The sequence below is a fragment of the Haemophilus sp. Marseille-P9675 genome, from assembly GCF_916862695.1.
Taxonomy (GTDB): Bacteria; Pseudomonadota; Gammaproteobacteria; order Enterobacterales; family Pasteurellaceae; genus Haemophilus; species Haemophilus haemolyticus_K.
Map to the genome: position 1 here is coordinate 40,327 of NZ_CAKASP010000004.1, position 13,569 is coordinate 53,895.

Consider the following 13,569-nt stretch of genomic DNA (forward strand, 5'->3'; position numbering starts at 1 on the left):
GAAAATTGCCTAAAAATTGAAAGTCGCAAAGGCGATTTATATGGGGCCCGAGTTTATCGGAGGATCATTTAAAAAGTGCGGTTGGTTTTAGAGAGGTTTTTATAGGTTGTTTTATTTGTTGGTAGAATTAAATGGGTCCCCTTCTTTTCCGCCTTTGTTTCATAGAATTTGTAGGAAATTTTCGTCTGTTTGAGCCGTTTGCGGCGAGTTCAGAAAATTTCCGTTAAGCAAATTGTATGGAACAAAGGAAATAAGGAAAAGCAGGAGCGCTTTTCTTTTGCCTACTTTTCTTTGGCGAAGCAAAGAAAAGTAGGTCGTACTTTCAAGAATTGAAAGTACGAAATAAGCCTAATTTATTTTTGATGTACTTGCTTTGCTTTCTGCAACTTCCCATACGCTCCCAGCAACGCCTGATGTTCCTTAAAGTTTTCCAAATTCTCATCACTTGCTGGAAGATTGTAGAACGGATTGCCACCTTCAGATACAGCTGCCCAAGCTTGTTTAACTGCATCTTTACCATACATTTTCTCAAACACTGAACGATATTGCTCTGGTTCGCGATTTTCATCTAAATGTAATTCAATGATGGAAATTAATGCGCGGTAATAATTCACACGTTCTGTGGTGAATACAGAGCTGTTCATATTCAGCGTCCAATTTGCCCAATCTAATGCTTGTTCTAATTCGCCTAATGCAAGGTGAAGCATTGATTTTAGTTCACCTATGCGTAAGGTTGTCCAGCCGCTATTTTTAGGTGCAACGATACCGATAAATTCACGCACGCGAGTTGCATCGTCAATATCTTGGCCATCTAATTCTTCTAATAACTCTTGATAGGTTTCTGCATCGTGATGCCAATTTGGTAAATCCAGTAAAATTTCGCGCCAATCCATTCCCATATTGTTGTTAGCGTAAATTAAATCGTCTGCAGGATAAATATCAGACATGCCTGGCACAATAATACGGCACGCATAGACATCCAAATGGTTGTAATCCATCACGTAAACTTCTTTTTCATCCGCACGGAAAATTGCCATTAAATTATTGTATTCTTCTTGCGTTGTACCACTGAAATCCCAATCAGCAAATTCATAATCAGGCGTTTCTTTGAATAAATCCCAAGAAATTAAACCGCTCGAATCAATAAAGTGGGTTTCTAAATTAGCGTGTTCAGCCACATCATCGTTATTGAAAGATGGCGGTGAGAAAACATCTAAATCTTTCAAGCTACGACCTTGTAAGAGTTCAGTCACCGTACGTTCTAACGCTACTTGGAAATTTGGATGTGCGCCGAAAGAGGCAAAGCACGTGCCGTTATTTGGATTTAATAATACGACGCAAATAACAGGGTATTTTCCGCCAAGTGAAGCATCAAAAGCATAAATTGGGAAGCCTTCTTCCTCTAATTTTGCAATGGAAGCCTGAATAGATGGATAGCGATCCATCACCGATTTTGGAATTTCTGGCAGACTGATCGCTTCGGCGATAATTTTGTTTTTCACATAACGCTCAAATACTTCTGACAAGCCTTGCACACGTGCTTCAAATTTCGTATTGCCTGCAGACATGCCATTTGAGACATAAAGGTTGGCAATAATACTTTGTGGAATGTAAACGATTTGTTCGTCTGATTGACGAACATAAGGCATCGCTACGATCCCGCGATCATAATTGCCAGATTGTAAATCTACCAATAATTCAGGCGTCAGCTCAGCATTAGGATCAAAATAATCCAATAAATAATCATCTAAAATGCCATTAGGCAGTAAGGCATCATCTTCAATCGGGAACCATTTTTCATTGGGATAATGCACAAAATTACCGTTTGCAATTTCTTGTCCTAAATAGAAATCAGCAAAGAAATAATTAGTGGAAAGACGCTCAAAATATTCGCCAAGGGCAGAAGCTAACGCCGCTTTTTTGCTTGCCCCTTTACCATTAGAAAAACACTGCGGGCAGTCTTTATCGCGAATATGCACAGACCACACATTTGGCACGGGATTCAGCCAAGATGCCTCTTCAATATTAAAACCAAGGGCGGTCAATTTTTGTTGAAATTTTGCAATGCTATCTTCTAATGCGGCATCTTTGCCAGGGATAAACGTTTGTTCTGTCATTTTTGTTCCTAAATAAGAAAAAAGTGCGGTGAATAATAGGGGAGTTTTAATAGCGGGGCAAGATTTTTTCGGCAAAAATAAACCCCGAAACACTTCGGGGTTTTTTACCGCACTTTTAACGTATATTTGATTGGCGTTAAAGTAACGTTGGATTGAACCGCACTTTCAACGCAATCGTAATGGTAGCGAAAATTTTTTCATCGTTGAGAGGAAAGTTTTCACGTAAAGTGCGGTGGGAATCAGTTATGTTTATTTGAGCTTGTGATAATTCATTTAATAAAATTGGGAGAGAAAGATTGAGTTGCTCAGCGATTTGTTGAATAGAAAAATGTTCGAAAGTCATCATCAAGCGATCCAAATTGCAATAAGAGGGCATGCGATTATGGGTGATGAGATCGGTAAATTGAGTGTTGATTTTTACCCATTTCTTCTTGCGGTTATAAAAATGTAGTAACAAACCAAATACGGTAAATCCAGCAAAGAAAAGATGAATGTCTAAGGCTTGAGTAAAAGGAAATCCTAGCCACATTGAAATGCCACTTACAACAACGAAAAGCAAACTTAAGGCTAATCCCCACACTAAGAAAAATTTATAAATCACTTCAAATTTCATTGAATTGTCCTTTTCTACAAAATAACCATAGGAAAATATAGAACACCTAATATTATAGAATCCTTTTATCTCATTTTACTACGCTATATTTGAATTAATATATCGATGCTGTAGAATTCGTTGTAATGTCTCATTTTTAAAATGAAAAAATTCTTACTATTTTAACCGCACTTCGCCCGAACTTTTACATCAACATTTGAATAACTACATTGAAAAATCACTATGACTATTTACGACATCAATTTTGCTGAACTGTATCAACAACACTTAATCGCTTGTAATCATTACAACTTGCCGCCAACAAAATGGGATAAAAAAGCCGTGAAAATGGCAGAGAACTTAGTCGGCAAGCCTTCTGCATATAATCAGCAATTATTGCAAGCTATGAATGTGCAAGCCGATGAAACAGTATTGGATGTTGGCTGTGGTCCCGGTACCTTGGCTGTGCCTCTCGCACAACAAGGCTCAACGGTATATGCCTTAGATTATAGCAATGGAATGTTAGATTGCTTGGCGCAATTCAAGCAGAAGTTTGGTTTGCATCATCTCACGACATTTCATAAATCTTGGGCGGATAATTGGGATGATGTGCCGCAAGCTGATGTGGTGTTGGCATCTCGTTCCACATTGGTAGACGATTTGGACGATATGATCGAAAAACTCTGTGCGAAAGCGAAAAAACGTGTGTTTTTGACTTCTGTCACACAAGGTCATTTTTTAGATGAGGGCGTATTTGAGGCGATTGGCCGTGAAGATATTGGTTTCCCCACTTATATTTATTTACTCAATCGGTTGTATCAAAAAGGCATTCAGGCAAATTTGAATTTTATTGGAACCGAATCGGGTTGTTTTCAAGGTGAAAGCTACGAGGATTTATTAGCTTCGGTGGAATTTTCTTTAGGCGAACTTTCTGAAAAAGAAAAACAAGGTTTAAAAGCCTTTTACGATTGTAAACAAGCTAACAACGAACCCATTTATCACGGACAGAAAAAATGGGCGTTGATTTGGTGGAATGTGGAACGCGCCTAGCTTTTAAGCTTGAATGCATTTACTGGCTCTAAAAATACCGGTATTTTTGACCGCACTTTTTCTGGGTTAAGCGTCAGTGGATAGGTTCGTTTTTGCGCAATGATTAACGTGAGCGGCGAAAAGATTGTTGCGCGTTTATTCTTGGTTGCAATAGGGCATTTTTCAATCACTTCAAAATTGAGCAATGAAAGCCAATCAATGACTCGCCAAGCTGGGTAGTGACGCAATGGATAATCCCCCATTTTTCTTTTGAAAATCAGCGGACTTAATGGATTAAATAAAGCAATAAAAATCCAGCCATCGTCTGTCAGTATGCGATGAGATTCACGCAGAATTTGATGCGGATCTTGTGCAAAATTAAGCGTATTCATTAAAAACACGGCATTAATTTCTTTTTGAAGGCATGGCAATTCGGTGAGGCTTGCTTGAACTAAGCTAACTTTAGCATTGCAAAGTGCGGTGAGATTTTGCGTGATTTTTTCGCTCAAAATAATCTGGTGGTGCATAGGCAAATTTGTCGTAACTTCACCGCTTAACCCACCAATTTTCAAAACCTGATGACCTAAAATTTTGGGCATCCAAGGCATTAACGTTTGGCGTAAGGCTTGGCAATAATTATCCCCCTTTGGCAAATTTTGCCAACTTTCAGGCTGAATGAAAGGCTTGGTCGCTTTGGCATTCCAGTTTACAATCATTTTATTCCTCCATCACAAATGAAAAGGACGATTATGTTATTTGCTTTGCCTGCGCTGAATGATAACTACATTTGGCTTTATCAACGAGAAAATCAGCCTCTTATTATTGTCGATTTGCCTGAAACGGACAAGCTGTTTGCATGGCTAGATAAGCAAAACGCAACGGTTGAAGCGGTGTTGCTTACTCACGAACATGAGGATCATACACAAGGTGTGTCGGCATTTAAAAAACGTTATCCAACGGTGCCGATTTATGGGCCGAAAGAATGTGAGAACAAAGGTGCGACTCAAATTGTGAACGAAGGGAAGATCCTTACCGAACATTATCAAATTGATGTCATTCCGACGGGGGGACACACTAAACAGCACGTTAGTTTTTTAGTGGATAATCATTTATTTTGTGGTGATGCGTTATTTTCTGCAGGTTGCGGACGTGTTTTCACGGGTAATTACGCACAGATGTTTGAAGGTCTACAGCGTTTGAATACATTGCCTGACGAGACGATTGTTTGCCCTGCTCATGAATATACCTTGGGAAATTTAGCATTTGCGGAAACTGTGCTGGTGGAGAAAAGTGCGGTAGAAAAAAGTGCGGTAGAAAAACAACGTATTTTTGTTGAAACACAACGGGCTGAAAATAAACCAAGCTTGCCAACAACCTTAAAACTAGAGCGAGAAATTAATCCGTTTTTACAAGCAAAAACACTTGAAGAATTTACCGCACTTCGCAAAGCAAAAGATATTTTTTAATCATTTGGCATGATTCTAATAAATTTATGATGTGTGAATTTGCTCAATGCGTCACAATTCATTAGAATAATACACCGTATTTTTATCATTAATATGTAGGCTGGATGGAAATAAGGTGTGGTGCTTAAAGTATCATATCTATGTTTTTGAAATTTTGCTTTCTACAGATTATTTTTTAATTATTTTATGACACTTCTTGTTCTCGGCATTAATCACAAAACCGCATCTGTTTCAGTGCGTGAAAAAGTCGCGTTTTCAAATGAGAAACGCGAGCTTGCCTTGCAACAAATTTATCGTCAAAACCTTGCTGAAGGTGCTGTGATTCTTTCTACGTGTAATCGCACGGAAGTGTATTTTCATCATCGACAAATTTCGCCACAAGAATGTGAAAAATGGTTGCATAATGCAGCGCAATGGTTTGCTGATATCCATCAACTTTCTTTAGCAGAGCTGAATCCGAGTATTTATACCTATCAAAATCAGCAAGCGGCAAATCACTTAATGCGTGTGGCTTGTGGATTAGATTCACTCATTTTAGGTGAGCCACAAATTTTAGGACAGGTAAAACAAGCATTTCAAATTACAGAAGATTATTATCAAGCTGCTAATTTACCTCTATCAACAGAGCTTTCTCGTTTATTTCAAAAAACATTTTCTACGGCAAAACGGGTCCGAACTGAAACCAATATTGGCGAAAGTGCGGTATCAGTGGCTTATGCTGCTTGTAGTCTTGCTCGTCAGATTTTTGAATCACTCCGAAACCTAAATATTTTACTGGTTGGTGCAGGGGAGACGATTGAACTCGTCAGCCGTCATTTATTGCGTCATGGTGTGAAAAAATTAATGATTGCAAATCGTACTCGAGAAAGAGCCGTGCAATTAGTTGAGAAATTAGCAACTGAGACGCAGATAGATGTATTTGGTTTAGATGAATTGCAATATGCATTGCATCAGGCTGATATTGTGATTAGCTCTACAGGTAGTCCAAATGTGTTGATCACTCAAGACATGGTGAAACAATCTCAAAAAGTGCGTCATTATGCGCCAATGTTATTGGTAGATATTGCGGTTCCTCGAGATATTGATGAAACGGTGGCAGAACTTGATAGTGTATATCATTATACCGTAGATGATTTGCAAGATATCATTCAACGTAATTTGAATCAGCGAGAGCTAGCTTCTGAACAAGCACAAGAAATTATTTCGCAAGAATGTCATGATTTCTTTGAGTGGTTAAAGGTTCATCAATTCTCTAATTTAATTAAATATTATCGCCAAGATGCGGAGCGAATTCGCCAAGAGCTACTTGAAAAAGCGCAATTAAGTTTACAAAATGGCGAGCTCGCCGAAGATATTTTGCAAGAGCTGAGTTATAAACTTATGAATAAATTGATTCACGTACCAACACAGACAATGCAAGCAATGATGAAAAGTAGTAATGCCGAAGGATTACATGCATTTTCTAACGCCTTACATCTGGATCATCCGTTGAATGAAAAATAAGGTAAATATTCAAAGAAGAAACCAATATCACTCAGCGATAACTTACCTACGTTCTCTTTAATAATGTAAAAGAACGTAGATTTCCTCCAAGTAACACTTCATTTCAGCTATATTGAATATGTTTCGGAAAACCAATCTCAATATTTAAAGATCGGTTTGTCACAATAACGTTTTCCCTATCTGCGATAAAAAATCTTGATGTCATGGTTTTTTCACCATTATTTAAGAAAATTTCTACAATAGAACGATCAAAGAAAATTTCGATAGTATGAAGTTCGTGTACTTTGCAGTAACGTTGCGATCCAAATTTTATCATTAACTCAGTTTGTGTGGATTGATGACGATCTAAGCAAATTAGGCCATTTTCATAAGATAAGCTTAGCTTTTCCTTAGCTTTATTGAAAAAGAAATCTAATGTAAAGGAGCGATTTTGCGCATCAAATTTCAAATAAGCCCGATCTAAATGTTCAACTTCCATTTTTCCTTTTAATGTGAGGGATGAAAGTGCGGTCATATTTTCATAGATTTTTTTAATCGGACGCTGGAATAGCTGATTGTTTTTTAACTGAATTTCGCGTGGCATGGTAAGGGCTGAATGCCATTTGAATTGATTTGTTGGATAAGTTAAATCAGGTAAGCCTATCCAGCCTAGTAGAATAGTATTCTCTTTATTTTCTAAACCTGAAAAGGTTTGCGGTGCATAGAAATCAAAGCCTTGATCAAGTTCTGCAATATATTCTGCATCAAAAGTATGCTGATTTAATTGACCGATAGCATAAGTAGCATGATAGTTATTTTGGAACTGATGAGTTTCACGCGCTTTTCCTTGTGGTGACCAAATAAAAATATCTTTATTGCCTAATTTCATCAAATCAGGGCATTCCCACATAAAAACCTGATGGTTATTAAATTTAGGGACGTCAAGTTCACCCAGTAAACGAGGCGTATCATCTAAATTATCCATTTCAAACAGGAGAGCGGTGCCTGTGAGATTTTGCCGTTGCGCACCACAGATAAAACGAATTTTACCTTCAGGAGTCAAGTAAGGTTTAGGATCCCGTACATGTTCTGTATAACCATTAGGCGCTTTTTCAATCAGCGGACGTTTACTGATAAGCATGCCGTTACAATCAAAAATAGCAAGGTTTTGGTAGGGGATTCGTTGATTATCAGTCAAACGGCGAGTATTTCCCGTATAGAATATTGCTAATTTATTATCGACTTTTAATGCCCCTCCAGAATAACAACCATGAGATTCAAATGGCTCACATGGGATTAAATCATCTGCATGTTGGAAGACTTGAAAGTCATTTGTAATAAAATGTTTCCAGTGCTTCATCCCATGTAATGCATCAAAGGGAAACCATTGATAAAAAAGATGATATTTTTCACCATCAAACACTAAACCATTCGGATCATTTAATAATCCTGTTGGTGGGGCAATGTGATAGGTCGGATAGAAATCTTTATCGCTTTCCACCGTTTGACGTATAGCGTTGAGCTCATCTGGTTCTGCTGCAAGAATACTTTTGTATTTACCGTTGTTAAAAATGATCATTATGGTGTTGTGCCTAAATTGAAATGTGCGAATTCAGTGAAAAAAAGTGTGTGAACCTTTTATTCACACACTCAGCAACTAATTTTCTAAAAATTCAGTTAATTGATTTTTATTTGGTAGGGCAGACATCGCTCCTTTGGCTGTGGTTGCCAGTGCGCCACAAGCATTTGCCTGACGAATAATACGAACTAGCACATCACTGTCACGCCAATTTTCATGTTGAGAAAGTCCTGCTAATAAACCACCCACGAAAGCATCACCTGCACCGGTAGTATCAATTGGTTTTAATGCCTTACCTGCAACGACATCCTTTTCCCCTGCAAGGTGATACAATGCCCCATCTTTACCTAAGGTGACAATAATCAATTTCTCAGGATAAAGTGCGGTGATTTTTTCAAATGCTTTTTCAAGGCTGTCAGTATTGGTTAAAAGCGTTAATTCTTCTTCGGAGAATTTCAATACATCAGCGAGGGCTACCGCATCCATCACAACGCTTTTCATTTCATCTAAGCTTGCCCATAGTGATTCGCGTAAATTGGGATCAAAGGAAAAAAATCCTCCTGCAACTTTAATACGGCGAATTGCTTCAAAAGTTGCTTCACGTGATGGGTTATTAATGAGAGCAATAGAACAACAGTGTAACCATTCTCCAGATTTAAAATGAGGGAGATCATTGGTTTGTAAAAACTGATCCGCACTTGGATTAACCATAAAAGTGAAGCTACGTTCACCATTGTCTAATCCCACTACTACCGTTGATGTACGATGTTGAGGATCGAGAATCATATGAGTTGTATCTACGTTTTCCGAATTAAGGGTTTCTAGCATAAATTGACCGAGAGGATCATTTCCCACTCTTCCGATAAATGCACTTTGTCCACCTAAACGCGCAACCCCCACCGCCACATTTGCAGGTGCGCCACCCGCACAACGTAAATAGTGATTTTCACCGTCTGGAATTAAATCGACTACAGCATCACCGGTTACCCAAATTTTTTGATTCATTTTACGTTCCTTTATACGACAAAATTGATTAAAAATAACCGCACTTTAAAGCGCGGTTATGTTATGTTTTTATTCTACCGTTATACGAGCAAATTTTCGTTTACCCACTTGGTAAACATTTGTACCTTTTGGTGCATTGTCTTTTACGTTATCGACTTTTTCACCATTGATTTTTACACCGCCTTGTTGAGCAGAGCGAATCGCTTCTGAAGTGGAAGGCACAAGTCCCGCTTCTTTTAATAAGGTGGCTAAACCCATTTCGCCAGAGAACGTAAATTCAGGCATTTCATCAGGCATTGCGCCTTTTTGGAAACGATTAATGAATTCCTGTTCTGCGGCGTTTGCTGCCTCTTCATTGTGGAAACGGGCTATTAATTCTTTTGCTAATAAGATTTTTACATCACGAGGATTTTTGCCGTTTTCTACTTCCGATTTTAATTGTGCAATTTCACTTAATGGACGGAATGAAAGAAGGTTATACCAATCCCACATGAGTTCATCTGAAATAGACATCACTTTACCGAACATATCGTTTGGTGCTTCTGTTACACCGATATAGTTGCCAAGTGATTTGGACATTTTTTTCTCGCCATCTAAGCCAACGAGCAATGGAAGTGTAATCGCAACCTGTGGTTTTTTTCCTGCTGATTTTTGTAATTCACGACCAACAAGTAAGTTGAATTTTTGGTCTGTACCGCCTAGTTCTACATCAGCATCTAATGCAACAGAATCATAGCCTTGTAGTAATGGATAAATAAATTCATGGATGGCAATAGGTTGATTGTTGCCAAAGCGTTTTTTGAAGTCATCGCGTTCAAGCATACGCGCAACGGTGTAGTTGCTTGCAAGACGAATCATACCTTCTGTTCCAAGTTTGCTTAACCATTCAGAGTTGAAGACGATTTTGGTTTTTTGTGGATCGAGAATTTTATAAATTTGCTCTTTATAGGTTTCAGCATTGCGCAATACATCTTCACGGCTGAGTGGAGGACGTGTGGCATTTTTACCTGATGGATCGCCTACCATTCCAGTAAAATCACCAATTAAGAAATAGACTTCATGACCGAGTTGTTGAAATTGACGTAGTTTGTTTAATACAACGGTATGCCCTAAATGAATATCTGGTGCGGTTGGATCTGCGCCTAATTTTACTTTTAATGGGCGATTTTCTTTCAGTTTTTCGATTAAATCCGCTTCTGAAAGGATTTCATCAGTACCGCGCTTTAGTTCCGCGAGAACGGTATTAATGTCAGTCATTATTATTTCCTAATTATGTTTTTTGAAAGGTTTTATTATAGGGATTCTTAGCGATTTGTGAATAAAAAAAACGCCTATTTGTGGGGAAATAGGCGGGAATGTTGGAGTGATTATCTGTTGAACGCTTCAAATTAAGAAAACGCTCTGTTATTGTTGGAATGACTAGATGATAATCGTTATCAATAATCTTGTCAACAAGAAAATGAAAATAATTCTCAAAAAATATTATTTTATATAAGGCACCGATTCTGTTAAGGAAAGTGCGGTAGGAATTCCATTAGAAATTTCAAATTTGCCCGCATAAGCATAGGCTTCAACGCCTTGTTCCATTGCTTCTTTTAATAAGCGATCATATTCGGGATCGATATATTCTGCGATCTTGAAACGATCAAAACCATTGTGTAACCCAGCAAATAGCACTACTGAACGATAACCTTGTTTTTTCATTACGAGTAATTCACGGACATGTTTTTGTCCACGCGTAGTAACCGCATCAGGAAACATACCTAAATTTCCTTTGACTAAGGTGATGGATTTTACTTCCACATAGCAATCGGGTAAGCCTTCAGCTTTCAGTAAGAAATCAATTCGGCTATTTTCTTCACCGTATTTCACTTCAGGATAAATTTCGTGATACATTGCTAGTTCTTTGATTTGCTTATTTTGCAGTGCTTCAAAGACAAGTTGATTAGAACGATGGGTATTGATACAGCAAAGTTGCCCGTTTTCAAGTTGAGTGAGTTCCCAAGTATGAGGATATTTGCGGGTTTGGCTATCGGAATGTGAATACCAAATTGTGTCGCCTTTTTCACCGCACCCCGTCATCGCGCCTGTATTGGCGCAATGAATTGTCATCATATCACCCGTGGGTAGTTCAATATCCGCAAGAAAGCGTTTGTAACGACGAATCAACTTTGCTGATTGTAAAGCTGGAAGTTGCATAAAGTTCCTTATTTGAGTTTTTCTAAACGTTGTAAAATGGCGTTATCGCTCATAGCTTGCATTTTTTTCATTCTCAAAGAAAGTAAGATCGCTGCGAAAGTGAGTGAGACCACAAAGGCAATCCAGAAACCTTTCGCATCAATGTGTGGCACAAGCCAATCTGTACGACCCAGTATATAACCAAGTGGCACACCAATTACCCAATAAGAGAAAAGGGTAATATATAAAATGACTTTGGTATCTTTATAGCCCCGTAAAATGCCGCCAACCACCATTTGGATGGTATCTGAAAATTGATAAAGTGCGGCAAATAATAATAAATTTGCCGCCATAGCGATGACAATTTCATCGGTTACGAAAATAGAGGCAATTTCATAACGGAAAAAAATCGTAATTAATGCGGTAATGATTGTCACCGTTAGCCCTAATAATAATGCGGCATAGCTCATTTTTTTCGCATTTTGTGGTGAGCCAGCTCCCAATGCTTGTCCGACTAAAATCGTTGTTGCCATACCAATTGACATAGGGAACATAAAAATGAAAGAGCTGGTATTCAATGTAATTTGATGGCTCGCAACAATGGTTGAGCCTAGCGGAGAAAGCATTAACGAAGTGAGGGCAAATAACGCCACTTCACAACAAAGTGCAATAGCAATTGGCAAGCCTAAACGCAGTAGTTTTTTAAGCGTTTTGGGATTCGGCATTTCAATTAATTGGCTAAATACTTTTAGCGAGCGTTCTTGAGCATTCGTGTAGGAATAGAACATCATCATTAAGCACATTGCCCAGTTCACAATAGCTGTCGCAATGCCACAGCCCACCGCACCAAAAGCAGGCATGCCAAATTTTCCATAAATAAAAATGTAATTAAGCGGAATATTCAGCAGTAAACCTAAAAAGGTAATGACCATCGCTGGCTTAGTTTTGGCAATCCCATCATTTAAACAACGAAAATTAATTAGGATCAAATAAGCAGGCAATCCCCACAACATCGCATGTAAATAATCGCGTGCTAAATCTGACATTTTGCTTTCCATTTGCATATATTGCAGCGGAATTTCACAGAAATAAATCAGCAAACCTAAAGGAATACTCACGCCTAACACAAGCCAAATGCCTTGGCGAACTTGATGGGCAATGCGATGGCGTTGGCCTGAACCGTTTAGGTAAGAAATAGTCGGTGGTAGCGCCAATAATAAGCCTTGACCGAAAAGCACCAACGGCATCCAAATCGATGCGCCAACAGAAATCGCTGCCATATCAGTGGAACTCACTCGACCAGCCATAATGGTATCCGCTAATCCCATTGAGTTTTGTGCGATTTGCGCTAATAAAATGGGTAAAGAGATTTTAATTAATTTTTTAATATCAGCGTGATATTGGGACAAAAGACGAAAATTCATAAATTTGATATACTAAGAAAAATTTTTAGAAAAGGAGAAAATATGTTTACCGGAATTGTACAAGGCACGGCGCTTATTCATTCAATTACAGAAAAGGCTAATTTTAGAACACAAGTGGTAAAATTACCACCTGAAATGCGTAAAGACCTAGAAATTGGCGCATCGGTGGCAAATAACGGTGTATGTTTAACCGTGACTGAAGTCAATGGTGATCTCGTTAGCTTTGATCTCATGCAAGAAACTTTAAGAATTACGAATCTTGGCTTGTTGAAAGTAGGCGATAATGTCAATATCGAACGAGCCATGCAAATGGGAACAGAAATTGGCGGGCATTTATTATCTGGTCATGTCTATTGTACGGCAAAAATTTCAAACATTCTCGCCAGTGAAAATAACCGACAAATTTGGTTTGAGCTGCCTAGTGCAGATGTAATGAAATACATTTTAACGAAAGGATTTGTTGCGGTAGATGGCATTAGCCTGACTATTGGCGAAGTAAAAGGCACGCAATTTTGTGTGAATTTAATCCCCGAAACTTTGCAACGAACCTTAATGGGGCAACGTAAAGTGGGCGATATTGTGAATATCGAAATCGATCCTCAAACGCAGGCCATTGTAGATACCGTGGAAAATTATTTAAAAGCGAGAAATTTATAGTCTATTGAAATAAAAAGAGCGGTTAAAAAACACAGAATTT

12 protein-coding genes are annotated in these 13,569 nt (G+C 38.3%); 4 read left to right on the plus strand and 8 right to left on the minus strand.

Annotation, left to right across the window (positions count from 1 at the left end):
- Positions 1 to 353: 353 nt before the first annotated feature.
- Positions 354 to 2,117, minus strand: a complete 1,764-nt coding sequence (gene ycaO, locus LIX50_RS07065; protein ID WP_048953056.1) for a 30S ribosomal protein S12 methylthiotransferase accessory factor YcaO — start codon at positions 2,115 to 2,117, stop codon at positions 354 to 356.
- 136 nt (positions 2,118 to 2,253) lie between these two features.
- Positions 2,254 to 2,730, minus strand: a complete 477-nt coding sequence (locus tag LIX50_RS07070) for a hypothetical protein (RefSeq protein WP_048953055.1) — start codon at positions 2,728 to 2,730, stop codon at positions 2,254 to 2,256.
- Between the two features lie 222 nt (positions 2,731 to 2,952).
- Here LIX50_RS07070 and LIX50_RS07075 point away from each other — a divergent pair, with 222 nt between their 5' ends.
- The gene (locus tag LIX50_RS07075) at positions 2,953 to 3,759 is read left to right on the plus strand and encodes a class I SAM-dependent methyltransferase (RefSeq protein WP_226385922.1); all 807 of its coding nucleotides are present in this window, start codon (positions 2,953 to 2,955) and stop codon (positions 3,757 to 3,759) included.
- On the opposite strand, the gene LIX50_RS07080 is transcribed toward LIX50_RS07075, so the two are convergent.
- Positions 3,756 to 4,454 (minus strand): methyltransferase domain-containing protein, encoded by a 699-nt coding sequence (locus LIX50_RS07080; protein WP_048953053.1) that lies wholly within the window; start codon positions 4,452 to 4,454, stop codon positions 3,756 to 3,758. The genes LIX50_RS07075 and LIX50_RS07080 overlap by 4 nt on opposite strands.
- Positions 4,455 to 4,487: 33 nt before the next feature.
- Here LIX50_RS07080 and gloB point away from each other — a divergent pair, with 33 nt between their 5' ends.
- Together gloB and hemA are read left to right on the plus strand one after the other, a co-directional pair.
- The gene (gene gloB / locus LIX50_RS07085; protein WP_048953052.1) at positions 4,488 to 5,204 is read left to right on the plus strand and encodes a hydroxyacylglutathione hydrolase; all 717 of its coding nucleotides are present in this window, start codon (positions 4,488 to 4,490) and stop codon (positions 5,202 to 5,204) included.
- Positions 5,205 to 5,390: 186 nt separating this feature from the next.
- Positions 5,391 to 6,707, plus strand: a complete 1,317-nt coding sequence (gene hemA / locus LIX50_RS07090; protein ID WP_048953051.1) for a glutamyl-tRNA reductase — start codon at positions 5,391 to 5,393, stop codon at positions 6,705 to 6,707.
- Between the two features lie 103 nt (positions 6,708 to 6,810).
- Here the strand turns inward: hemA and LIX50_RS07095 are convergent, their stop codons facing one another.
- The 5 genes from LIX50_RS07095 to hmrM form a co-directional block, all read right to left on the minus strand.
- On the minus strand, positions 6,811 to 8,265 hold the full coding sequence (locus tag LIX50_RS07095) for a glycoside hydrolase family 32 protein (protein ID WP_048953050.1): 1,455 nt from the start codon (positions 8,263 to 8,265) through the stop codon (positions 6,811 to 6,813).
- 78 nt (positions 8,266 to 8,343) lie between these two features.
- Positions 8,344 to 9,270, minus strand: a complete 927-nt coding sequence (locus LIX50_RS07100) for an aminoimidazole riboside kinase (RefSeq protein WP_048953049.1) — start codon at positions 9,268 to 9,270, stop codon at positions 8,344 to 8,346.
- A 69-nt stretch (positions 9,271 to 9,339) separates the two neighbouring features.
- On the minus strand, positions 9,340 to 10,527 hold the full coding sequence (gene tyrS, locus LIX50_RS07105) for a tyrosine--tRNA ligase (protein WP_048953048.1): 1,188 nt from the start codon (positions 10,525 to 10,527) through the stop codon (positions 9,340 to 9,342).
- Positions 10,528 to 10,752: 225 nt separating this feature from the next.
- Positions 10,753 to 11,469, minus strand: a complete 717-nt coding sequence (gene sfsA, locus LIX50_RS07110; protein WP_048953047.1) for a DNA/RNA nuclease SfsA — start codon at positions 11,467 to 11,469, stop codon at positions 10,753 to 10,755.
- Between the two features lie 8 nt (positions 11,470 to 11,477).
- Entirely contained in the window at positions 11,478 to 12,872 is a 1,395-nt protein-coding gene (gene hmrM, locus LIX50_RS07115) for a sodium-coupled multidrug efflux MATE transporter HmrM (protein ID WP_048953046.1), read from the minus strand.
- A 42-nt stretch (positions 12,873 to 12,914) separates the two neighbouring features.
- Here hmrM and ribE point away from each other — a divergent pair, with 42 nt between their 5' ends.
- Positions 12,915 to 13,529, plus strand: coding sequence for a riboflavin synthase (gene ribE, locus LIX50_RS07120; RefSeq protein WP_048953045.1), 615 nt, complete (start codon positions 12,915 to 12,917; stop codon positions 13,527 to 13,529).
- Positions 13,530 to 13,569 lie beyond the last annotated feature (40 nt).